This window comes from Lysinibacillus sp. FSL H8-0500, assembly GCF_038051955.1.
In the GTDB taxonomy this organism is placed as follows: domain Bacteria; phylum Bacillota; class Bacilli; order Bacillales_A; family Planococcaceae; genus Lysinibacillus; species Lysinibacillus macroides.
Map to the genome: position 1 here is coordinate 2430255 of NZ_CP150292.1, position 24587 is coordinate 2454841.

The window sequence follows — 24587 nt, forward strand, 5'->3', positions numbered from 1 at the left end:
CTATTTATTTATGAATAAACAACTTTGCTCAAAACAACAACCCTGCTAAGTGACATCAGCAGGGTTGTTTTAGCCACAAGGGCATTATGAATTTAATAATAAATCTTCTGGGTTTTCAAGTAATTCTTTAACAGTTTTAAGGAAGCCTACAGAATCTTTACCATCGATAATACGGTGGTCATAAGAAAGTGCTAAGTACATCATTGGGCGAATTTCAACTTCACCATTCACTTCTACTGGGCGTTTTTTAATTGTGTGCATACCTAGGATAGCAGCTTGTGTACCATTCATGATTGGTGTAGACATTAATGAACCAAAGACACCACCATTTGTAATTGTGAATGAACCGCCTTGTAAATCTGCTAAGCCTAATTTTTTATCGCGTGCTTTTTTCGCTAAATCAGCAATTGAATCTTCAATTTCAGCAAAGTTTTTACGGTCTGCATCACGAACAACTGGTACGACTAAGCCTTCTTCTGTTGATACAGCTACACCGATATCATAGAAGTTGTTTAAGTGAATTTCATCACCAACGATTTGAGCGTTCACATATGGGTATTTTTTCAGTGCTGCTACAACTGCTTTTGTGAAGAATGACATGAAACCAAGTTTAGAGCCTGTTGACTCGAAGAATTGGTCCTTTTTACGAGAACGTAAAGCCATTACATTCGTCATATCTACTTCGTTAAATGTTGTTAGCATTGCTGTAGATTGTTTTACTTCAAGTAAACGTTTCGCAATTGTTTGACGACGACGACTCATTTTTTCTACAGTTACACGTGATTCATCAACTGCTGGAGATGCTGCTTTTGGTGCTGCTGGAGCCGCCGCAACTGGTGCAGGTGCTGTACCATGTGCTGCTACATCTTGCACACGTACACGACCTTGTGGGTCTACTGGAGATACCGCTGCAAGATCAATGCCTTTTTCACGTGCCAGTTTACGCGCTGCTGGAGATGCGATCACACGCTCACCAGATGTTTCTTCTACTACTGGAGCTGCTGCAACTGGTGCAGGTGCTGCTTGTGGCGCTACTGGAGCTGGCGTTGCTTCAGCTGGAGCCGCTGCTGGTGTAGATGCTGCACCTTCGCCTGCTTCTACTACTGCGATCACTTGACCAACTAGTACAGTATCGCCTTCTTCAGCTAAAATTTGTGTTAATACACCTGCTTCTTCAGAAATGATTTCAGCGTTTACTTTATCTGTTTCAAGTTCAACGATGAATTCACCTTTTTCAACGCGATCGCCCACTTTTTTTACCCACTGTGCGATACTACCTTCTGTAATCGATTCTGCTAATTCAGGGACTTTAATTTCAGCCACTTTTATTTCCTCCTTTGATTAACGTGCATTCTGCACATAAAAGGGCTACTGCCTAGGCAAGTAGCCCAGCTGTCAAAAATTAATATATGATTATTTAACCTTTACTGGCTCAGCAACTGCTGCTTCAATCAATGCTGCTTGTGCTGCTTTATGAGAATCTGCATCCCCTTCAGAAGTAGAGCTCATTGCAGGACGTCCTACATAGCGGAGCTTTTTACCTGCTGAAAGTTCATATAATGTTTCTAATGCATAATTCCATGTACCTTGGTTTTTAGGTTCTTCTTGTACCCATACGATTTCCTTAACATTAGGATACTTAGCAATGATACCAGCAACTTGCTCTTTTGGGAATGGGTAAAGTTGTTCCACACGAATAATATGCAGGTGATCAAAGCCTTCTCCGTCTTTCACACGATCTGCTAAATCAATCATTACTTTACCTGTACCTAAAACAATGCGCTCTACAGCCTCTGGTTTAGTGCCTAAGCCCGGTTGTTCAATCACTTCTTGGAATGAACCATCTGCTAATTGCTCAGCACTCGCTGCTGCTAATGGATGACGTAATAATGATTTTGGTGATACAACTACAAGTGGACGTACCCCTTCTGTACCTAGTAACGCTGCTTGACGACGTAATAAATGGTAGTAGTTGCCCGCATTTGAACAGTTTGCCACGAACCAGTTATTTTCTGCTGACATTTGTAAATAGCGTTCCATACGGCTTGAGGAGTGCTCTGGACCTTGCCCTTCATAACCATGCGGTAATAGAATAACTAAGCCAGATTTTTGACCCCATTTTGCGCGTGCCCCTGAAATAAAGTTATCAAACATCACTTGAGCCATGTTCGCAAAGTCACCAAATTGTGCTTCCCAAACTGTTAGCACATGGCTGTTTTCTAAGTTATAGCCATATTCAAAGCCTACTACACCCGCTTCTGTTAATGGAGAGTTATACACTGTAAACGATGCATTAGCCCCTGAAATATGATGAAGTGGTGTAAAGACATTTCCATTGTTTTTATCGTGTAACACTAAGTGACGCTGTGAGAATGTACCACGCTGTGCATCCTGACCAGTAAAGCGCACTGGTGTACCATCTTGAATAATCGTTGCATATGCTAAAGTTTCTGCATGGCCCCAGTCAATTTTTGCAGAAGCAAAAGCATCACGACGTTTTTCTAAAATCTTGCCAAGCTTTTTCTGTGGCTCAAAGTTTTCTTCAAACACTAAAAGCTCTTCATTGATTTTTTCTAAACGTTCTGCTCCAACGGCTGTATCTAATTGTGGGAACTCAACTTTTAATTCTTCTGGCATTGCTAATTGTTCATGCTCATCTTTCTCAGCCATTTCTTTGACATGGTCATACGCAGCTTGCATTTCTGCATAAGTAGCCGTATCTAATGCCGCAACATCGTCAGCAGATACAAGACCTTCTGCTACTAATTGTTGACCATATAAAGCACGAACTGTTTCATGCTTCGCTACTAATTTATAAGTTTCTGGGTTTGTTACTGTTGGGTCATCTGTTTCATTGTGACCATGACGACGGTAACCGATTAAGTCAATCACAATATCTTTTCCGAACTTTTGACGGTATCTAGCTGCAAAACGTCCCACTTGTGCCACAGCCTCTGGGCTATCTGCATTTACATGAACTACTGGTACTTCATAGCCTTTTGCTGGATCAGAAGAGTAGATAGACGAACGTGAATCTTGCTGCTCTGTTGTGAAGCCAATCATATTGTTGGCGATAATATGGATTGTTCCACCTGTTGTAAAGCCTTCTGTTTTGGCAAAGTTTAACACTTCCGTTACAATTCCTTGACCTGGGAATGCTGCATCACCATGGACAAGAATACCTAAGCCTTTTGCGCGATCATGAACAGCTTGACCTGGGTTTGACGTATCGTCCTGTGTTGCACGTGTAGCACCCAGCACAACTGGATCGCCTACTTCTAAGTGAGATGGGTTGTAAGCAAGCTTAACATTCATACCTGATTCACGTTGGTAAGATGCACCCATATGATATTTTACATCGCCTGTCCAGCCCTTTGTAATTTCAAGGCGGCCATGCTCTGGTATAAATAAATCATTTGAAACATGCGCAAAATCAGCGAACATCATGTCGTATGGTTTATTTAAAATATGTGTTAAAACATTTAAACGACCACGGTGTGCCATACCAATGCGTACATTTTCCATGTTATCGGCTTCTACAGTTTTTAAAATCGCATCAAATAGAACGATTTGCGTATCTAAGCCCTCACCAGAGAAACGCTTTTGCCCTACAAAAGTTTTATGAATAAATTTTTCAAAATTTTCTACATGTGTTAAACGATCTAATAATGCTTGTTTCTCTTCAGCCGTGAATGCTTGTTTCAAAGCGCCTGATTCAATTTGTGCTTGAATCCATTCACGTTCTTCTGTTGCTGTTACATGACTATATTCAAATGCTGCTTTATCTGTATATACAGCTTTTAAATAGTCAATTGCATCCTTACCATTTTTCACGTTTGCTGGCACATCTTTGAAGAAGATTGCTGCAGGGATTGCTGCTAAGTCTGCAGCGCTTAAGTTGAACGCGCTTTCTTCAATTTGAGCTGTTTGAAGTTCACGATTTTTCAGGGGATAAAGATCTGCTGCTAAGTGCCCTTGTGAACGTATTGCCTCTGCTAATCTTATAGCGGCTAAAACTTTTTTATAATCGCCAGCAGGAGCCGCTTCCGCATGACTAGCTACAGCTATTTCACCCTCTACTACTACTGGTGCACCAAATTGTTGGAATAAAGAAACTAACTCTGGTTCTACTTCTTCAGGAGACTGTAAGAATAAGTCGTATTGTTCCATCACATATCCTAGGTTAGGACCAGAGAAAGCTGACCATGGAGAACTTACAGTTGCTACGTTGTTCGACATGAAAAATGACCTCCAAATTTTGCCTTTTGGCAGTTCCAATTAATTAAATTGCAATTAATTATATAATATTTTACTGTTCTTTAAAAGGTTGTATTTCATTGTCTTTCCATATTTTAAAGAACATTTTTTCCACTTCAATCTTACTACTCTTCACAAAAAATACAACTCTTTTTAGCAAATTAAGCAATTTTTTTCGCAAAGGATAGAATTCTGAAATAAAGCATATATTTTTCTTAATATTTTAGCGGTATTTTCAACAAGAAAACGGTTCCAACATTTATTTCACTCTTGACTTCTACCGAGGCATTATATTTTTCAAGTAACATCTTCGAAATACTCAATCCTAAGCCTGTTCCACCAATTTGTCGATTTCTTGCTTCATCGACTCGATAAAACCGATCAAAGATAAATGGTAAATTATCCTCTGCTATGCCTATACCATTATCTACAATTTCTAAACATGCATGATTTCCAGTGGTAAAAACTGACAGTTTAATCTCAGGAACTTTTTCACAATAACGAATAGCGTTCTCTATCATATTACGAACAATTTGGCTAAGTGCATTTTCTGTCATAAATAGCAGACCGATTTCGCCATTTTTTGACAGCGTAATTCGGGCCTCAGGATGTAATAGTGCCATCTCCTCTATCACCGCTTCAATAACGATTGCTGCATCTGCTTCACACGCCTCGTCCTTTTCCTCACGCCTTGCCAACTCCAATAATTCCTCAATCATTTTGCGCATGCGAGCAATCTCTGTTAACGATGTCTCAATAGATTCCTCTAAAATGGCTGGATCATGTTTCCCCCATCGCTTTAATAGAGAAAGATGCCCTTCAATAGCTTGGATGGGTGTGCGTAGTTCGTGGGACGCATCAGCCACAAATTGCTGCTGCTGAGTAAAGGATATTTGAAGCTCATTCATCATCGCATTATACATTTTCAATAAATCGCCAATTTCATCATGCGATGTATAGGTTAGCTGGATTGGCTCCTTAAAGCCTTGATCCATCACCGTTTTCATGGAGGCACGCAGGGCATGGAGCGGCTTCATTAAATAATTAGCAAGATAATAGCCAATCGAGCCAGATACAATCAATGCCCCTAGTCCTGCAATTAGCATCGCTGTCAGCAAATAATGCATAAGCGATTGAAAGCTCGTTAATGGATGGATTACTTGCGTATAGCCTTGAAAAAAGCCAAGCTGGATCGGCTCGTTGATAACAAGGGCATCCTGCTTATCAATGGTCATCTCTAAAATCTCCTGTATCACATTTAATGGTGCAGCAGCGGACGTATTGTTAATCCGCAGTATTTCGATGCCGTCTCCATTAAACATTCTAACGGTTTGATCGCGATCAACAATGGATTCTAGCAAGCCCGTATTTTGTTGAATTTGTTGAATCGTAATATTTGGACCTTGCGCTTCTAAAAAAGAGCTAATATCCTTACTAGTACGTATAGCTTTGCTTTCCTCTTCATGTAAGAGCCATGTATGAAGGAATACATAGACAACGATACAAATAATTGTGTAGCTAATAAAGATCACACTGCTTGATGTGAGCATCCATTTTTTTTGCAAGGATTGGTGACGTAAATAAGTTTTTAAGCTTGTCATTCGCGCATCACATACCCAACGCCACGAACAGTTGCAATATAGGCATTCATATCACCTGGCAGCTTTGTGCGTAAATGTCTGATATACACATCTACTACATTTGTTTCAATATCCGTATCATAGCCCCAAACAGATGTCAAAATTTGCTCGCGTGTACATACTCGATTCTTATGCTCGATTAATAGTTTGAGTAAATCATATTCTGTCTTTGTCAGGTCAAGTTTATTCCCTTGCACAAAAACTTCATAGGCGGCTGTATCCATTTTAATATCACGGAAATGCAGTGTTTCACCTGTGGGCTGTGGTGGTGCTACACGGCGTAAAATTGTGCGTATGCGAGCTAGTAGCTCCTCAATCGCAAAAGGCTTCACAATATAATCATCCGCTCCTGCATCTAAGCCTGCCACACGATCCATCACAGCATCTCTTGCGGTTAATAAAAGAATGGGGACCTGTGATTGCGTGCGGATACGCCGACAAATTTCAATGCCATTGAGCCCTGGTAGCATCACATCAAGTAGCAGGACATCAAAAGCTTCAGCGATTGCCAACGCAAGCCCTTCACGACCATCATAGGCAACAGTGACCTCATAGCCCTCATGCTGTAATTCTAGCTCCACAAAACGTGCAATATGCTTTTCATCTTCAACCAATAATAGCTTTTTCGGCATCCTATCACCTTCTATTTTAAAATAACATCCCTCATCTTGTTATAGCATATCATTAAACAAAAAGTCTGTCTTACAAGTAGCTACTTGTAAGACAGACTTTTAATGTGTTTCTGAAATAGAAAGATTATTTTTGCCAGATTCCTTTGATTTATATAGCGCTTGATCAGCTAAATCCATTAACACCTCTAATGTTTGGGCATGGTCTGGATAATAGGAAATCCCCATTGAAGCGGTTGGTGTAAAATGATGGCCATCAATGATCCAGCCCTCTGCTAAATCGCCACGAATGCGATGAATAATATGCATCATTTGCTCATGTCTTTTCTCTTGGTCTCTTGTTAAGCCTGTTAGCAATACGATAAACTCATCGCCGCCCATTCGAATCACCATATCATGACTGCGAATCGTTTTGCTTAATGCATGACCAAATCGCTGAATAAACGCGTCACCTGTCTCATGACCATAGCGATCATTGACCTCTTTAAAATCATCCCCATCTATATAAAGCATTGCTACAGATGTCTGATTGACCTGTGCCTCAGCCACTATTTTTGGAAATTCCTTTTGAAGAAAGCGTCTGTTTGGCAATTGTGTTAATGAATCATGGTAAGCTAAATATAATAAATCATTTTCTCTTTCCTTACGATGCGTAATCTCCCGAGAAATCATCATAATTTGTGACACCTTTTCACGTTCAGGGTCATGCACGACCGTTACATTACTTTCTGTCCAAATAAGAGTGCCATCTTTTGCTTTTAATAATAGCTCAAATTGTGTATCCGTTTGACCTGTAAAATTATTTAAAAAGGTTTGCCATGCGTTCTTACTTTCTTCATCGACAATATCACTATAAAACTGCCCCTGCAATTCTACATTTTCATAGCCTAAGTAAAGACGACAAGATGGAGACGCATAAATAATGATGCCATCCTCATTTGTAATAACAATTAAATCATTGGTATTTTCAGTGATCAGTCGGAACGTACGTTCAATATTTTTTAATTCTGTAAACATTCTTTTTTTATCTGTAATATCATAGTTAATGCTTAAAATTTGCTCTAATTCACCAGATTCATTTTTCAACGGAACAATGGTTGCCTCTACCCAATAATCCGCATGATATTTAGTGCGATAGCAAAGCTCCCCTTGCCACATTTCTCCTGCATCAAGCTGTTCAACAATTATTTGTAAAAAATTACTGGAGTGATGGCGGGGTTCAATAATATCATAGGGCTGACCGATTAATTCTGCTGCTGTGTAACCAGAAGCACGTAAAAACATCTCGCTTACCTCGATCACAGTACCTTCATGGTCTAGCAGAGCAATGGCTGTTGCTGAATTTAAGGCAGACTTAAAAACCTCTAGTCCATGTGACTTTGAGCGCAATTCTGCCTTTTGAAGCGCATTCTGTGTGCAATCCTGCATAATTAAAAAAATCGCAAATGAATGATCATCCTGCCTCACTGGTGATAAGGAGAATAAATACATGCGCTCCTCGCCATCTAATGTATACAGCTTAATAAGCTTTTCGCTAACAGTTTCTCCCCTAGCTGCCTTTTGTATATACAGCTTGATTTTAGGTGCCTCATCCTTTGGAACAATCGGTAAATCCATTAATAGCTGTTGCTTTACACTTGCATGGTCCAAGTGAAAATCTTTCATAAATCTTGCATTTACTTCATAGATCATCCCTTCAGCCGATAACATTACGGTTGAGAAAAAGGCGTGATCAAGTATGGACTGCATAAATAAAAATTTATCTTCAATGCTGCGACCATAACAAATTTCCTTCATAATCGCTAAAATATAATCATCGTTTTTATAGCGCAATGGTCTAACAGTCGTTTCGTATTTACGAACCTCTGACTGCACATATGCATAATCTACATAGTCGACCTGACTATGCTCGCTAATCGCTTGATGATAGCTTTTCTGAATCGTTGAAAAATAATGATTTGACATAACACTGGAAAGCATTTTTCCAATCGCTTCATTTGATAACAGTTCTTGAGCTGCTTGGTTTAAGCGAATATATTGATAATCATCCCCTACTTTTTTCATAAGAAAAACAAAATCCTTACCAATGAATAATTCATTAAAAAAATCTTCGCTTAAAAGATACTCCATACTGTCACCCCCAGAAAAAACCATGCTATCATACTCAAAATATTACTATTTAGCTTATTTATCTAAAAATCAACATTACTATTATAACATAAAATTAAAAAATTACCTTTCAAAGAATAAGAGAAATTAAATCCTCTTGAGGATACTTTTGCTATATCGCCTCTATTGGAAAAAATAATATATTACTAAAGAAATATATAAATAATTAGATAGTAGATAAATATAATCAGCTAGTCTTAAAATCAAAAAGCAATCATATTGTCGACAATGTTACAGATGAAATATTGACATGTTTTAACTTTATTAAACAGGGAAAATGAAGGCTAAGATCCTGTTGTCTGTCAGCAGTGCCGCCTATCTGTACAGCGAGCTAACAATTATATAGATGAAATTTGTAAACAAAGACAACTGACAGCATTCGCTATTTATCAGAATTTACTGACTTTTAAACTTAAATTTTAGTTTTTTCGAGCAAAAATATTGCATGAAGTAGCTTGTTTGATATATTATATTTAAAAAACTACCTTTTTTTCGGTATGGTAAAATCAGTAAGACAGCGGGAGATTATGGAATATCATAGTTATAACGTCTAGTTCTTTGGGTTTTAATTCCAGTACGAATATTAGTTTTCTTCTTTATGTGTTAAAGGAATTGTATAACTACCCTAGTAAAGGAGGCGTTTCGTATGCTTAGACATCGAGACCTGCATGAATGCACAGAGCTTTATGAACTATTATCACACCCTTCTGTATTCCCTTTTGTCCGCCAAAAAGCCACATCAGCCGATGAGTACTGGTTTATGACAAAGCAACTGATTGAGGAGGAAGCGCGAAATCTCGCTATCTCAAGAACCATTACAGATGACTGGGGTCAACCAATCGGCACTATTAGCATTCATGATATTGAAAATGGTGCTGGCTTCTTAGGAACATGGATTGGCGTCCCATATCAAGGTCAAGGTTATAATCAGAAAGCAAAATTGCTGTTTCTGAATGAATTATTTTTTGACTATCATTTCCATACGGTATTTCTTCGAATTCGAGTTGAAAATATAAAATCACAGCGTGCTGCATTAAAGCTACCTTATGTGGTAGAGGCCAATGAAAGTCATCCAACATTACTAGCACAGGTGAATAGCGGCGAAGCGCAATTTAATTTATTTAAAATTCCTAAAGATTTATTCTATCTGACAACTGCACATACCATGCAGGAGGACGAAGAACAAGCAATGTAAGTAATTTTTATAAAGCAGAAGCTATAGGTTATTTATGCCATATAGCTTCTGTTTATTTTACAGCAATATTTATTTCTTATAATGTAAAATAAGCGCTGCCATTTCATCTGGCGTTTTTGGCTTTGGCGTTTGCTCCATCGTTGCCACCATTTCCACCTCACGCTCCGTCAATGTATAAACGGACTTCAAAAATGATTCTTTTGTCAGCTCTTCCTCCTGCAGTACCTCTGCATAGCCTTGTTTTTTAAATAAATTAGCATTTAAAATTTGGTCGCCACGACTTTTTTGTGCAGATAGCGGCACTAATAGCATTGGCTTATGCAGTGCTAAAAATTCAAAAATGGAGTTGGAGCCTGCACGTGACACAATAAAATCAGCAGCATGTAGTAAATCAGGCAATTCTGTCGTTACATATTCAAACTGCTTATAGCCTGGCATTGCAGCCAATGCCTGATCATAGTGCCCTTTTCCACATAAATGAATAATATAAAACTGCTTTAATAGCTCTGGTAAATTTTTACGCAATGCCTCATTCAATACGACAGAGCCTAAGCTTCCCCCCATTACCAATAAAACAGGCTTTAATGTTGTAAAGCCACAGAAAGATAGCCCCCTTGCCTTTTCTCCCTTAAATAGCTCTGGGCGAATAATAGAACCTGTGCATGTTGCCTTTTCCTGCGGCAAATGCTTTAATGTTTCCTCAAAAATCGTGAAAACATGAGAGGCAAAAGGCAGCGCAATTTTATTTGCTAAGCCTGGTGTTACATCTGATTCATGGATCACAACTGGCACACTTGCAAGCTTAGCCGCCATCACAACAGGAACAGAAACAAAGCCACCCTTTGAAAATATTACTTGGGGCTTTACTTTTTTTATAATGCGAAAGGCCTGCATCACGCCAGCAAGCACTTTAAACGGATCTGTAAAATTTTTCATTGAGAAATAACGACGGAGCTTCCCACTAGCAATTCCATAAAATGGGACATGCGGGAATGCCTCGCCAATTAATTCTTTTTCGATCCCTTCATCTGAGCCAATATAATGGACATCATAACCTTGTTCAAGTAAGGACGGGAGTATCGCTTGATTTAACGATACATGACCAGCTGTCCCACCACCGGTTAAAATGATTGTTTGTTGTTTCACACAAATTCTCCTATTCCGTAAAAGCCATCGTAGTCAGGTACTACTTTCAGTCTTCTATTTTACTATATGCGAATGAAAAGATATAGATGAAGCATGAAAATTTCAGCCTCTCACTCTATTAAATATGCTATACTTTTTCATTATGTTCATAAAGGAAGTTTAAACTATGTATCAAACATCCACCATCAAAGAGAAATATACATTATTGTTAAAAATGATTGTACCTATTTTAGTGACGCAAATAGCTATTTATTTAATTTCATTTTTTGATATTTTAATGTCAAGTCGCTATGGTACGGCTGATTTAGCTGGGGTATCCATTGGCTCCTCCATTTGGATGCCCATCTACACAGGTCTATCAGGCATTCTTCTTGCCATTACACCTATTGTCTCACAGCTAGTGGGAGCAAAGAAAGAAATGGATGCTAAAAAGGCTGTCCAGCAAGGTATTTATGTAGCGATTACGCTTGCCATCATTATTTTTATCTCCCTGTTTCTTAGCATTGATTGGATTCTTAGCAAAATGAGCTTAGAGCCTGCTGTCCATCGTATTGCCAAAAGCTACATTCAGGCGATGTGCGCTGGTCTTGTGCCATTATTTTTATTTTTTGTCATGCGTTGCTTTATTGATGCACTTGGTCGAACGCGTGTTACAATGATGATTACCATGCTGACAACACCTATTAATATTATCCTAAACTATCTATTTATTTTCGGGAAATTTGGGTTGCCTGAGCTTGGTGGCATCGGGGCTGGTGTGGCAACAGCCATTACCTACTGGCTTATTTTCTTTATCACTGTATGGATTATTGCAAAACGCGTACCATTTGAACGCTTCCATTTGTTCCATCAATGGCCGAAGCTGGAATGGCTACGCTGGAAGGAAATTTTACTGATTGGTGTACCAATTGGTATTTCATTATTTGCCGAAACCAGTATTTTTTCTGCGGTAACAATGATGATGAGTAATTTTAGTACAGCCATCATCGCAGCCCATCAAATCGCTTTAAATTTTACATCTTTACTTTACATGGTGCCGCTTAGTATTTCGATGGGTGTCACGATATTAGTGGGCTTTGAGGTTGGGGCTGGCCGTATGCGAGATGCGCGTACGTATAGCTATCTATGTATAGCAACAGCTATTTTATTTAGCTTTATTTCTGCTTGTATTTTATTCATCTTGCGTGAACCGATTGCCCAGATGTATACAGCCGATGATATTGTACTTGAATATGCAGTGCATTTTTTAGTGTACGCAGCCATTTTCCAGTTATCTGATGCGATCCAAGCACCTGTACAGGGGGCTTTAAGGGGCTATAAAGATGTGATGATTACCTTTATTATGGCGATTATTTCATATTGGGTTATTGGCCTGCCTGTAGGCTATGTCCTCGCCATCCATACTGATTTTGGCCCATTTGGTTACTGGATTGGGCTTGTGGCAGGGTTAACAGCAGGTGCGATCACCCTTTTTATGCGTCTACTTATTGTGCAAAAAAGAGTGACTATTTAACAATAAAATCGCCTCGCTCCATAAAAAGGGAGAAGGCGATTTTTTATGTCCTATTCTTTATTAAAAAACGCTTCAATATCCTCATAGATAAACGGCGTTCCTTTAATTTTTTTATGCTGATTATGCAACGCCGTCATTCGATTAATAATCGGCGCTAGCTTTCCCTCATCTTCAGGCTTTAATTGAAATGCCACACCGTAAGAATAGATTTGATAGCGCTCCTCCAATGTCCATCTAAATGTCCCCTCAATATGAAAGGCTTGGTCCATTAGCACAAAGCTAAATTTGAATTTCATCGTTTGGTTAATCGGTAGCTTTAACGTCGAACGAATTTTCATTCCACCTAAGCTAATATTTTCAATTAAAATCGGTGTATGGCCAATATTAATTTTTTGCTGATTCATTTCAATAATCGTCATAGAGCCCTTTACGTAGGCTGGAAAAGGGAAACGATAATATTTGCGTCGTTCAACAGCTGGCTTCTTTTTCGGGCTCACTTTCTGTGGTGTTAAAAAGCCTCGTGCCAGCATTTTTTCAAACGCCTTGGCAGGAACCGCCTCTGTATAAATACTGCCTTGGATATAGTTACATTCCTGCTGCTTTAAAAAGAGAAATTGGTCATAGCTTTCAACACCCTTCGCTACTACCTGAATACCAAGCATTTTTGTTAAATAAATCGTTGTGGAAATCAGCCCATTTTCGATGGGACGGTCATGGCGAAGTTGACGAATAAATGCCTCATAAATATGAATCGTTGTTGGTCGAAACGTTCTTAACGATTCTAATGAGGAATAACCTGCGCCAAAATCATCAATGGCAATCTTGATACCGAGTTCCTGTAACGCTTGTAGGATATTCCGCACACTTTTACTATTTTTAAGCATGGCATTTTCTGAAATCACAAACTCTAAATAGTCTGCCTTAATAGCATGGATACTTATTTGCTCCTGCACAAATTCTACAAATCCTTTTTTCACTAGATGAATAGGTGAAATATTAATGCCAATGGTGCGTAGTACATAGCCTTGCTGCTGCCATTCTTGTAATAATGTACACGTCTTTTTAATCACCCAATCAGTAATAATATGAATCATATGATTTTCTTCCGCTAATGGAATAAATTCACCAGGTGATACGAGACCCCATTCTTTATGATGCCAGCGAATTAATGCCTCCGCACCATATATAATACCTTTCTGCGGTTCTACTAATGGTTGAAAATAAAGTTCAAACTCCCCATTTAGCAAAGCCTGTCGCATATCCCGATTTAGCACATATTGCTTATAAGAGGTAATATCTTCTGTAATGGCATGGATATGAAAATTATTGCGCCCCTGCTGCTGCGCATAGCACAAAGCAGCATAGCCATTTTCTAATAAAATATTTCCTCTTGAGCCGTCTTCTGGATAAAAAACAATACCAATGTTTGCAGATACATGGAGCTGATAGTCTTTAACGATAAGGGCTGTATCAAAGACTTTTAACAGCCGACTTGCTAGCGCATAAATAGTTTGTTTACTACTATATTTTTTAATAATAATAACAAAATGCTGGTGATCTAGTCGTGCCATATAGCTATGATCATCTAACACTGTTGCGCAACAATTCGTCACCACTCGCAGCAATTCATCACCAATTTGTAAACCAAGCGCATGATGCACAACATGGAAGCGGTTGATCGACATATATAAAAGGGCAAATTGATCGTCTGCTGTACATAAAGTGTCAAGCTTATTATGCAGGCTAAGCTGATTGGGCAAGCCTGTAAGCTCATCATAGTACACCAAGTAATTCAATTGTTCCTTCCGCTCAATTTCAGTTGTAATATCTGTGACTAAGCCAAAAATATGATTGACATCCCCCTGCTGATCCAGTCGCGGGACAATTTGCTCCAGCAGCCATTTTATTGTTTGATCCTCGGTGATAATCCGATAGATAACCTGATAGCTTTGCCCTAATGCAAGATGGTCGGAATAGGCTAAGACCTCCTCACGATGTGCAGGATGAATCAAGTTAATCCAAGCCTCTGAGTCTTCATAAAGCGTCTCTAATGGAATCCCTAAAATTCCTTCAAGCCCTTTTGAAGCAAAAAGCATATTCCCACGAATCGAATTCCTCATCCAAACCCCTGCATCTAAATTATTAAAAATATCATGATAGTTTGTGAGTGTATCATTAAGCGTTTGCTCCATTCGCTTAAAGGATGTATGGTCTTTAACAACACCAATCATTTTAAAGGGCTTTTGATCCTTCCAAATCACCTCCGCTGCTGCCTGTAAATAGCGTAGTTCATCCGTTTTACCATGATAAATCCGAAATTCACTGTCAAAATTTATACCATTACAAGCCGCATCAAAGGCCTTAGACGTTCTTTCATAGTCCTCTGGATGGATCAATTGAAATGGCTGGCGAATGCTCTCGTTTTCCGAACGGTCAAAGCCGAAAATATGATAAAAATTATCTGAGCAATAAAGCTTATCATGTTGAATAAAATACTCCCAGCTTCCGACCGCAGCAATTTGCTGGGCATAGTTTAAATGCTTTTCATGAAGCAATAATTGATGCTTCATCGCCTCATAGGTGGACATATCTTCAACGATTAAATAAATGCCTTCCGCTTGCTCCTCATTATTTTTAATTGGAATAAATGTGAGAGTAAGGCTAAGATGACGCCCTTGATGCTGAAGACTTTTAATTTCCAGCTTTGTTGATTGCCCTTGTAGTGTTTGATTAAAGGCCCGTTTTAAACGCTTATAATCTGTCGCTGAGAAAATCTGCTTAAAGTCCTCTGCATGGTTCGGTTGATACTGCAAGAGTTGGTAAAGCGCCTCTTGATTCACATAAATCATCTCACCATCCGCCGCAAAGACAATCATCATATCGGGATGGTATTTTGCAAAGGATAAGGCATAGGCAAATAATTGAGAATCCTGAACTGTGTCTAATGCAACTGGCTGTGCAACCACTTCTTTTGAAAAAAACTGCTTTAATCGATTCGACCGTTTCATCCCTCTCACCTCTCCATACTTTTTACCTACTACTAATTTAGTAATTCCCTAAAATTATAGATTAAAAACTCCTATTTTTCTATTTTTTATTTTAGGATAGAAGCGTTATAGAATAGCATCTTGGCTCAACTGGCGAATAGAACAACTAAGGTGATAGATTGGGTTGCTAAAGTGACTGATGAAAATAATACACTCATGGAGAAAGGCTCCCTATTCAGGGAAGCGCTTCATTTCGTGGATAGAACGTGCCAATCAGCGGATTGAATCGATACTTTGACGGATAGAGCTGCTATTCTGATGGATTGAAGTTTTCTATTTAGCCATTTACCTCATCTGGCGGATAGAACGCTTCAATCGGTGGATTAAATCACTACTTTAATGGATAGAACCCCATCATTAACGGATAGCGGCTCTACTCTATAACCGCCACCTACGCATCAAAAAAGATGCCCCGCTAAAATTGCGAGGGCATCCTTGATAAATCTATTATTATTTTTGAATAAATTGTTGTGTCCAGTAGTTACCTGATTGAACATAGCCCACACCAATATGCGTAAATTTCGCATTTAAAATATTGGCACGGTGACCTGGTGAATCCATCCACGCTTTAACAACTTCTTGTGGTGAACGCTGACCTTGAGCAATGTTCTCTCCTGCCGCTTTATACTGAATGCCTAAAGCCTTCATGCGGTCAAATGGTGAACCGAATGTTGGGCTTGTATGAGAGAAATACTTATTTTTTTGCATATCTTGTGATTTTTCACGAGCTGCCGCCATTAGTGGTGCATCTGTTTGAAGTGGTGATAAACCAGCTTTTGTACGTTCAGCGTTTGTTAATGTTACTACCTCTTGCTCAAATGCATTGACATCTGTTGATGGTGTAGTAGTAGCTGGCGGTGTTGGCTGTGTCGTATTTGGTACTTCTTTAGATGGCGTTGATGGCTGCGTCGCATTTGGTACTTCTTTAGATGGTGTTGATGGCTGTGGTTGTTTTATCGACCACTTATGATGATTAGACCATTTATAATAAGAAACGTTGCAGTTCGTTGATGGCTGTACAGCATTCTCCTCTGATGTATTGGCAGCAGCTGATGCGAATTGAATTGGAGCTGCTAAAAGAAATGTTGCACAAATTGCAGTAAGTGTTTTTTTCATGTTTGCAATTCCTCCTTGTCTGCCACTAATCGTAAAGGATAATTTTCGTTAAAATCTCACCAACATCTACCAACTGCGCCAGTCCACCAAAAAATGCGCGAAAAATCGGCATTGTTTCACACTATTTTTTAGTAGATTTCACCAATCTATGAAATACTTACGTTTAAAAGAGTGTTGACACCCCTCTTAAACTAGCAAATAACCACCAATAAAATGCATATTTTATTCATATACAATCAAGCCTCTAGCCGCGCTAATATTACATTTGTGTTACATTCATGTTACATAAATATAAAAAAGCCTGCGTAAATGTACATTCGCAGGCTGGTTTTTTATTCAATTAAAACCGATAATAGGTAAATTGTCTATATTCTCACCAATCACCACAAGCTTGGCTGGCATGTTGAGATATTCAGGTAGCCATTGCACCATACCATAGGCATATTGAAATAGCATTGGGTTTTTAATGCCCTCAATCGGCACATAGCCCTTCATACGATAAACCGTATGAGGCAATGTACGAACCCACTCCTCAAACTGCTCCTGTGTAAATTCCTTGCCTGTAAACTCTACTAAGCGTGAACCAAGCTGCATAGCGCTAATTGGTGCTTGGATAATATCCTTTTTAGCCACCTGGGCTGTTGTCTTTAAATCCTCTAATAACTTTAATGGCACTCGTCCATTTGTTGTCTGCAAAATAAAGGCATGTGAATTTAATCCCTGTAGCTCGTAAATCGCCTGTCCCTGCTCTGCCTCTGTTAATAAATCCATTTTATTTGCTAGCAATAAGTGCGCATGACGAATCTGTTCCATAAATAACGAGCGCACTTGGGGTGTCAGTGACTGACGATCCAGCCATAGCTTTGTATCCACGACTGTCACGATCCCTTTCACATTCAATTGATCGGCAAAAAGCGGGGAATACACCGCATCCAATGCTTCCACAGGATGGGCAGCACCCGTTGTTTCGATAATTAACACATCAAAATCACTATCTAATAGAAGAGATTGAATTTGAGCCTCTGTTTTTTCGGCGCCTGAACAGCAAATACAGCCCTCTAGCATCTCCTTAAGTGGGATATCCTTCTCCACTGCTTGTGAATCAAATGGCAGCTTTCCTAGCTCATTCATTATAACAGCAGGCTTTAATTTCTTTTCTTTTAGCTGGCGAATGACATCTGTCAGCATCGATGTTTTGCCACTCCCTAAAAAGCCACTAAATAAGTATACATCTTTCATTCTGTTTCCTCCTATAAAAAAGCTGTCGCACATGCCGTAAAAGACGACTGCTGCGACAGCTACACTGTTAGTTTGTTGTTTCCTCCGTTTTTTCGGCTGTTCCTATAAGAAGCTCTTTCGCTTTTAATAACTGTGGATCATCCGCTTTCATTTTCGCACGTAAAGCATCCATTAATGCATACGTTGTATTACCTGTTAAAATACCTGTTTGTTCAAGATTATTCGCTGCTTGTAGTTGTTCTACAGCATGCTCTGTATTGTTATCAAAAATACCATCGATTTCACCAGGCTCGTACCCTAGTACCTGTAGCATTTCCTCTGCTGCCTTGATGGATTCAGACTGCATACCTTCCTTCATCTCTAAAGAAGCATTTAAGTATGGTAAGGAAGCATAGGATGGGTACGCCACTTTGACATCAGGCTCAATTCCTTTTTCATTAATCCAGTTGCCATTCGGTGTTAACCATTTACCTGTTGTGAATTTCAAATTCGAGCCATCTTTTAATGGTGTTACATTTTGGACAGTTCCTTTACCAAAGGATGTTTCTCCAACAACCTTTGCACCGACCGATTCCTTTAGTGCACCTGCTAAAATTTCAGAGGCAGAAGCACTGCCATTATCGACAAGAACAGTTACTGGTAGATTATATTTTTTACCTGCTATTGCATTTGTAATTTGTGGTTCTTCACCTTTTTCTTGTACCTGCACAATCGCTTTGCCCTCTGGTACAAATAAATTCGAAATATCCACAGCTGCATTTAAGTACCCACCAGGATTTTGACGTAAATCTAAAACAATGCCCTTCATGCCTTTGCCTTCATACTCAGCAAGAATTGTTTCAAGCTCTTTTGCCGTATCCTCACTAAATGATGTAATTTGAATATGGGCAATATTGTTATCAAGCAGCTCACCGTAAACCGTCTCAACTGGAATGTCATCACGAACAATCGTCATCTGAATAGGCTCTGTATTTTCTCCACGTTTTACCGTTAACTTTACAGGTGTCCCTTTCTCCCCGCGAATAAGTGCTACGGCCTCTGTTGCACTAAAGCCTTGAATGCTTTTACCATCCACTGTTAAGATAATATCTTTTGGTAATAAGCCCGCCTTTTCAGCAGGAGAATTTTTGATGGGTGATACAACCGTAATATTACCATTACGCTCTTGAATTTCCGCACCTATTCCTTGGAAGCTAGAGGATAAACCAGAGTTAAACTGGTCAGCTTCTTCCTTAACCATGAAGTCGGAGTATGGATCGCCTAGTGCATCAAACATCCCATTAATTGCACCGTCGACTACTTTTTCATCATCAACATCTTGGTAATATTTATTTTTTAGTAAATCAAAAGCCTCATATAATTTTGTAAATTCTGCACGTTCAACAGGAACCTTTACTTCCACTACCTTTTTATCACCAAATGTTAACGCAAAAATCGTTAACCCTGCAGTAATCAAAATTGTAAAGAACATCAACATAATAAATTTAAACGGTTTTAATTGTATAAATTGCCCCGCTGGTTTTACTTCAGCTTCTGTTGGCTCTTGTTGCTCTATACGATCTTTTTTCTGTTCATCCATCTTGATTGTCACCACTCTCATTTACACTAACTTCTTGTCACACTACTACCATCTTAACAGGTTATCAAGAAGACGAAAAGAAAAAGACTGTCACAATTTCTTGACAGACCTTGTGTTATCACGCTTTCATCGTCTATTCTTCCATTTAAGCATAGGTACATAAGGATACTGCCTTTTCATTTTACTCGTTTCCTAGTAGCAGTCAACTAAAAATCCAAAGAATCATAGAAAACCTATAAGAGTATAACGTACAAGTACTGTGAAAAGTTGCACAGGAATAAAAATAGTGTTGAAAGAGGTGGCTTCAACACTATTATTTCTTTTCCATTTTTTTATTAGTATTTTGTACCTCCAGTAATTCCGAAACAGTGACAAATTGATAGCCCTGTTTTTTTAGCTCTGGAAGAATTTGCTCTAAGGCCTTCACAGTTTGCGCTCGATTGCCACCACCATCATGAAATAACACAATATTTCCTGCCTTTACACCTTTTAGCACTGTCTGTACAATGCGATACACACCAGGGCTTTTCCAATCAAGTGTATCCAAATGCCAAGACCACATGACCACCTTATAGCCCTCTTTTGTTATCGCCTCAATCATAGCATCTGTATATTGGCCCTCTACTGGCCGAAATAGTGTTGGTCGATAGCCACTAATTTCAGCAATGACTTCATCGGTTTGTTGAATTTCTTTCATTAAATTTGGCACCGTTGTTTTTAAAGGATGTGTAAAGGTGTGATTGGCTAATTCATGCCCTTCTTCATACATTCTTGCAATAATCTCAGGATTTTTTTGCGCATTTTGACCGACAATAAAAAAGGTTGCTTTGGCATTATGCTTTTGCAAAACATCAAGAACAGCCTGTGTATAGATACGATGTGGTCCATCATCAAAGGTCAAAGCAATAATTTTTTCCTCGGTTTGGATTTCCCATAAAATTTGACCTGCTTCTTCATAATATTTTCTTCCTTTATTTTCAGAAGAGCTTACTTTACTATAAAAAAACAACGTGGTGATCAGACAAATCGGCAGTAAAAATAGCGTAAATTTTTTCACAACTTCACATCCCCAAATAATTTTTGTACTTTATTATTTGAGGATTTTATTAAATGATGCCTAAAATTCAGTTTTATTAATCGTCTGGCTGTATGTAGGATAGATGAGGATATAATAATTCAGTAAATTAATAACAGCCTGGGCTTTCTTATATTCTTTCTCAACTTTATATGAAATGGCAAGAATAGCAACGCTTAAGCTTACTACAGCTAATGCTACTATTTGTATCAATGAAACCTCTACTAGCAGCTTACTCATCACAGCAGCAAGGAATGTGATAAGGGATAAAATAACACCACTTAATAAAATAAAAATAGGTTTTAATCGCAGTAATTCCTCGGCTTGATGCTTCAAACGGTCAACGATATAGTCTAGTTCCTTTATCGTATAACGCTGTTGAAAAATCACAAAATAAGACATATAAACATCATGGTGAAGCTTTTTATCCAAAATATTTTTATGAATTTTTTGGATAAATTGATCACAGAACTCTTTATCCAATATCTGTTCAGGTCTTAGCAGCTCTTTTTTATTAGCCATACTAATGATATTTATATGTCTCAAGCCTCCCATCCTTTCCTTGTGATATCCTTTCTCTTACTATACTATATGAAAGAATAAAGGGAGGATATGCCCTTGCTATTTTCACTTGTTCTTCCCCATTTATAGTGAATTGTTAGCTTTAACCATTTCATTCATGATAATAACGAGCTTTATTGGTGAAAAAATCTTTAAGGCAGTTCTCATTTGCCTGTGTCTATATCGGATATGGTGTCCGCTTAGCCTTATTCAAAATCTATGAACTTATGTGAATTCTTTCTGTTATATCAAGTGCTATCCTTCTCGATAATGCTAATCAATCGCCTCTTTTACTGTAAAATAGCTCCCCTATATGCGAGCAAAAATCGCTTATGATCTTGTACATATAAGCCCTTTTCAAATCAACATAAGCATTCGTTAATCCATTTCCTTCAACTTTATCGTAAATAATTACTCCTTTTCAAGCATGGAAATAGTAGGTTCATATGGTACAATTCCGATAAAAGGAGGTTTCGAATTATGAAAAAACTATTCATAGGTATTTTTGCAGCATGTATATTGCTATTGATAATGACTCCTGCTGATGCAGCAGCCATTCAAATTAAAATGGATGACGTGCTTGTAAAATCTGACATAGCTCCTGAAGTTAAAAATAACCGAACAATGGTGCCTCTTCGCGTGATTAGTGAAAATTTAGGTGCTCAAGTTCACTGGCAGGACGCAACCATTACCCTTACCCTAGATAAGGTGACAGTCCAATTAAAGCTGAGCAGTCGTACAATCATTAAAAATGGTCACCCAGAGCAATTGGATGTACAGCCATTCTTAAAAAATAATCGCGCCTTTGTACCGATTCGTTTTATTGCTGAAACATTTGGGAGTCAAGTTCATTACAGCAATGGCCTTGTTTATATCACGAATGAACCGTTACTCCTTGACAATGTAAAAATTCAAGCTCTTCGTTATGAATACCATATGACAATGGGTGGAGTGGTACAGGATATTAAAGGCAATGCTTATATAAAAGAAATTCACAAAATATTCCAAGAACAGCCAGGCCATCCCGTAGCAGCTCCTGCTGACTATTCTTGGCAGCCTAGTATTGCGCAGCCAGGGTCTTATTCTAAAACTGGTCAATACGATTTTCAAAGCATTGAGGGTAAAAGCGTTCAGCAATTTGATATTTATTCTTTAAATAAAGGATTTCCTGTTGAACTGTTAGAGGGTTCCCCCGCCTTATTGCTTCATGATGTAAGCGCGAATAAATGGTATATATTTACAGAAAAAGGTGTACAATCGATTAGCCAACTTATTCAGAATGCCATAAAAAACGGCTTTAACACGGTTATTAGTAACACAGTGGCTTAATAAATTAACGAGCAAGCTTTGAGAAGAACACATCAACAGCGGTGTTCTTCTTAAACTTAGTATCTACGAATTATATCACCTTCCCCTACCAAATATTCCTTCTCCACAATTTCATAGTATCTACTTACGGAAAAAGAAATTAAGGAGATTCAGCATATCCTAGATAACACCGCAAACAATAGCTTCATAACGACATTATCAAAATAACTTAGAAAAATTTTAAGCAACATAAACTAAAAAATTAACTTTAATTAAAGTTATCTTCACAGAATTGCGATTACTCTTGCATCACAAAAATAGTTTAATTTGTAATTATATAACAATAAATCTAATTAACAGCATATATAATCAAAATAATCAAGTATCAAAAAAATCATCGTTCTTCTACTCACCATTATTTTAAGCTTTTGGGATAGCTCCTTCTTTTTTAAGAAAGGTTATAAAAAATAGTAAAATTTTTCGTATATACCAAAGAATATTATGGTAAAATTGCTTGGTTACTATGTGTTTTGAATAAAGGAGGTTTTTTGCAATGAAGAAGTTTTTCACGGGGATCGTTTTAACATCTATGTTTTTGATGGTTTCCCCCGCTGATGCCGCGACAACGCACATTCAAATGGATGAGGTTGTCGTAAAATCCGCTGTAGCACCCGAAATCAAAAATAATCGAACAATGGTGCCTTTGCGCGTGATTAGTGAAAATCTAGGTGCACACGTACAATGGAAGGATGCTCAAATTACCCTTTCAACGGATGAGGCAACCGTTACTTTAAATTTAAAGAACAAGACAGTCATTAAAAATGGCTACGTTGAACAATTAGATGTGCAACCATATGTAAAAAATAATCGTACTTTTGTACCGATTCGTTTTATTGCAGAAACATTTGGCAGTCAGGTTGATTACAATCAAGGGAACATCAGCATCACATCAACACCATTGCTAATTGACAATGAACAAATCAAAACGCTTCGCTATGAATATAACATGGCAAAGGGTGGAGAGATGCAGCTAATTAAGGGAAATGCTTATCACCAAGCAATTTATAACGTGCTTCAAGAGCAAAGAGGTGAAAAAGTAGAGGCTCCTAAAGACTATTATTGGCGCTTTAATTTAGAAACGGTTGGCTCTTATACGAAGCTTAAGCAGTATGACTTTTTAAACCAAGACAATAATAGTGTGGAACAGTATGACATCTATGAATTAAATCAATCGTTCTCTGCTGAGGAATTAGCACCGTATCCAACTTTCCTTCTCCACGATTTCAATGAGAATGTTTGGTATCTATTTACAGAAAAAGAGATTAAGGCAATTCAGCATATTGTGGATAATGCCGCAAATAACGGTTTTACAACTGTATAATTCAATCGACAAGAGCAAATTTTGATTATAGGTCAAAATTTGCTCTTCTTCATTACTTATCGTTTTTTAATATGAAGGTTCTATCCTTCAAAGTAACCTTGCTATCCATTTCTTTTCCCATTCTATCCCGCATTTTTGCGATTCTATCCTTCTATGTCAGGATCCTATCCGCACATTTCGTTTTTGCAGGAAGCTCTCCTCGATGAAGCGGCTCTATCCTTCAAAGTACCTCTCTTTTTCAGTTCTAGCCGTCAAATACAGCGCTCTATCCACAAATTGAGGAACCTCCAAATAGGAAGCTTCTCTCTATTTCACCACCAAAGCAGGGCATTGGACACGTTTCATTACTTTATGGCTAACGCTGCCAAGCACCATTTCCTGAAAACGATTTAAGCCACGGCTGCCGATCACTACTAAATCTACTTGTTTTTCATTGGCATAGCGCACAATTTCTGGTCCCGGTTCTCCTTTTAAAATCGTTGTTTGAAAAGGAACCTGTGCGGCTGTTAGTGCTTGCTCAACAGGGGCGATTTTACGTTGACGTGCTAACTCCATTGTTTCAGGAGAGCCTGCTCGTAATAATTCATTTTTTACTTTTTCTACATTAACCACATACACGATTTCAACCATGGAAGTCTTTGAAAGCTTGGCGATTTTAATGGCCTCCTGTGCTGCACGAAATGCATTATCAGAGCCATCAACTGCTACTAAAATATGCGGATACATCTCATT

The 24587-nt window shown here is 38.4% G+C and carries 17 protein-coding genes; 4 read left to right on the top strand and 13 right to left on the bottom strand.

What is annotated here, in order from left to right:
- Positions 1 to 84: 84 nt before the first annotated feature.
- From odhB to MHB44_RS11635, 5 genes are all read right to left on the bottom strand, one after another.
- Positions 85 to 1323 (bottom strand): 2-oxoglutarate dehydrogenase complex dihydrolipoyllysine-residue succinyltransferase, encoded by a 1239-nt coding sequence (gene odhB / locus MHB44_RS11615; RefSeq protein ID WP_341299269.1) that lies wholly within the window; start codon positions 1321 to 1323, stop codon positions 85 to 87.
- Positions 1324 to 1413: 90 nt separating this feature from the next.
- Complete coding sequence (locus MHB44_RS11620; RefSeq protein ID WP_341299270.1) at positions 1414 to 4239, bottom strand: 2-oxoglutarate dehydrogenase E1 component; 2826 nt, start codon at positions 4237 to 4239, stop codon at positions 1414 to 1416.
- Between the two features lie 233 nt (positions 4240 to 4472).
- Positions 4473 to 5858, bottom strand: coding sequence for a HAMP domain-containing histidine kinase (locus MHB44_RS11625; RefSeq protein WP_341299271.1), 1386 nt, complete (start codon positions 5856 to 5858; stop codon positions 4473 to 4475).
- The gene (locus tag MHB44_RS11630) at positions 5855 to 6529 is read right to left on the bottom strand and encodes a response regulator transcription factor (RefSeq protein WP_341299272.1); all 675 of its coding nucleotides are present in this window, start codon (positions 6527 to 6529) and stop codon (positions 5855 to 5857) included. The genes MHB44_RS11625 and MHB44_RS11630 overlap by 4 nt, the downstream gene beginning before the upstream one ends.
- 99 nt (positions 6530 to 6628) lie before the next feature.
- A complete protein-coding gene (locus MHB44_RS11635; protein ID WP_341299273.1) occupies positions 6629 to 8656 on the bottom strand; it encodes a PAS domain S-box protein in 2028 nt (675 codons plus the stop codon).
- Between the two features lie 685 nt (positions 8657 to 9341).
- Here MHB44_RS11635 and MHB44_RS11640 point away from each other — a divergent pair.
- Positions 9342 to 9890, top strand: a complete 549-nt coding sequence (locus MHB44_RS11640) for a GNAT family protein (protein WP_341299274.1) — start codon at positions 9342 to 9344, stop codon at positions 9888 to 9890.
- A 69-nt stretch (positions 9891 to 9959) separates the two neighbouring features.
- On the opposite strand, the gene MHB44_RS11645 is transcribed toward MHB44_RS11640, so the two are convergent.
- Positions 9960 to 11036 carry an undecaprenyldiphospho-muramoylpentapeptide beta-N-acetylglucosaminyltransferase gene (locus MHB44_RS11645; protein WP_341299275.1) on the bottom strand — a complete coding sequence of 359 codons (1077 nt, stop codon included), beginning with the start codon at positions 11034 to 11036 and terminating at the stop codon, positions 9960 to 9962.
- A 166-nt stretch (positions 11037 to 11202) separates the two neighbouring features.
- Here MHB44_RS11645 and MHB44_RS11650 point away from each other — a divergent pair, with 166 nt between their 5' ends.
- The gene (locus MHB44_RS11650; protein ID WP_341299276.1) at positions 11203 to 12549 is read left to right on the top strand and encodes an MATE family efflux transporter; all 1347 of its coding nucleotides are present in this window, start codon (positions 11203 to 11205) and stop codon (positions 12547 to 12549) included.
- 50 nt (positions 12550 to 12599) lie between these two features.
- On the opposite strand, the gene MHB44_RS11655 is transcribed toward MHB44_RS11650, so the two are convergent.
- The 6 genes from MHB44_RS11655 to MHB44_RS11680 form a co-directional block, all read right to left on the bottom strand.
- Positions 12600 to 15557 carry an EAL domain-containing protein gene (locus MHB44_RS11655; protein ID WP_341299277.1) on the bottom strand — a complete coding sequence of 986 codons (2958 nt, stop codon included), beginning with the start codon at positions 15555 to 15557 and terminating at the stop codon, positions 12600 to 12602.
- A 489-nt stretch (positions 15558 to 16046) separates the two neighbouring features.
- Positions 16047 to 16712 carry a CAP domain-containing protein gene (locus tag MHB44_RS11660; RefSeq protein WP_341299278.1) on the bottom strand — a complete coding sequence of 222 codons (666 nt, stop codon included), beginning with the start codon at positions 16710 to 16712 and terminating at the stop codon, positions 16047 to 16049.
- Between the two features lie 336 nt (positions 16713 to 17048).
- A complete protein-coding gene (locus tag MHB44_RS11665) occupies positions 17049 to 17951 on the bottom strand; it encodes a CobW family GTP-binding protein (protein WP_341299279.1) in 903 nt (300 codons plus the stop codon).
- 67 nt (positions 17952 to 18018) lie between these two features.
- On the bottom strand, positions 18019 to 19530 hold the full coding sequence (locus tag MHB44_RS11670) for a S41 family peptidase (RefSeq protein WP_341302964.1): 1512 nt from the start codon (positions 19528 to 19530) through the stop codon (positions 18019 to 18021).
- A gap of 313 nt (positions 19531 to 19843) precedes the next feature.
- Complete coding sequence (locus MHB44_RS11675; RefSeq protein WP_341299280.1) at positions 19844 to 20587, bottom strand: polysaccharide deacetylase family protein; 744 nt, start codon at positions 20585 to 20587, stop codon at positions 19844 to 19846.
- 60 nt (positions 20588 to 20647) lie between these two features.
- Complete coding sequence (locus tag MHB44_RS11680; protein WP_341299281.1) at positions 20648 to 21151, bottom strand: hydroxymyristoyl-ACP dehydratase; 504 nt, start codon at positions 21149 to 21151, stop codon at positions 20648 to 20650.
- Positions 21152 to 21646: 495 nt separating this feature from the next.
- On the opposite strand from MHB44_RS11680, the gene MHB44_RS11685 reads away from it, so the two are divergent.
- Together MHB44_RS11685 and MHB44_RS11690 are read left to right on the top strand one after the other, a co-directional pair.
- Positions 21647 to 22495 carry a copper amine oxidase N-terminal domain-containing protein gene (locus MHB44_RS11685; protein WP_341299282.1) on the top strand — a complete coding sequence of 283 codons (849 nt, stop codon included), beginning with the start codon at positions 21647 to 21649 and terminating at the stop codon, positions 22493 to 22495.
- A 532-nt stretch (positions 22496 to 23027) separates the two neighbouring features.
- Positions 23028 to 23855, top strand: a complete 828-nt coding sequence (locus MHB44_RS11690; protein WP_341299283.1) for a copper amine oxidase N-terminal domain-containing protein — start codon at positions 23028 to 23030, stop codon at positions 23853 to 23855.
- Positions 23856 to 24161: 306 nt separating this feature from the next.
- Here the strand turns inward: MHB44_RS11690 and MHB44_RS11695 are convergent, their stop codons facing one another.
- Positions 24162 to 24581 carry a universal stress protein gene (locus tag MHB44_RS11695; RefSeq protein ID WP_341299284.1) on the bottom strand — a complete coding sequence of 140 codons (420 nt, stop codon included), beginning with the start codon at positions 24579 to 24581 and terminating at the stop codon, positions 24162 to 24164.
- Between the last annotated feature and the right edge of the window lie 6 nt (positions 24582 to 24587).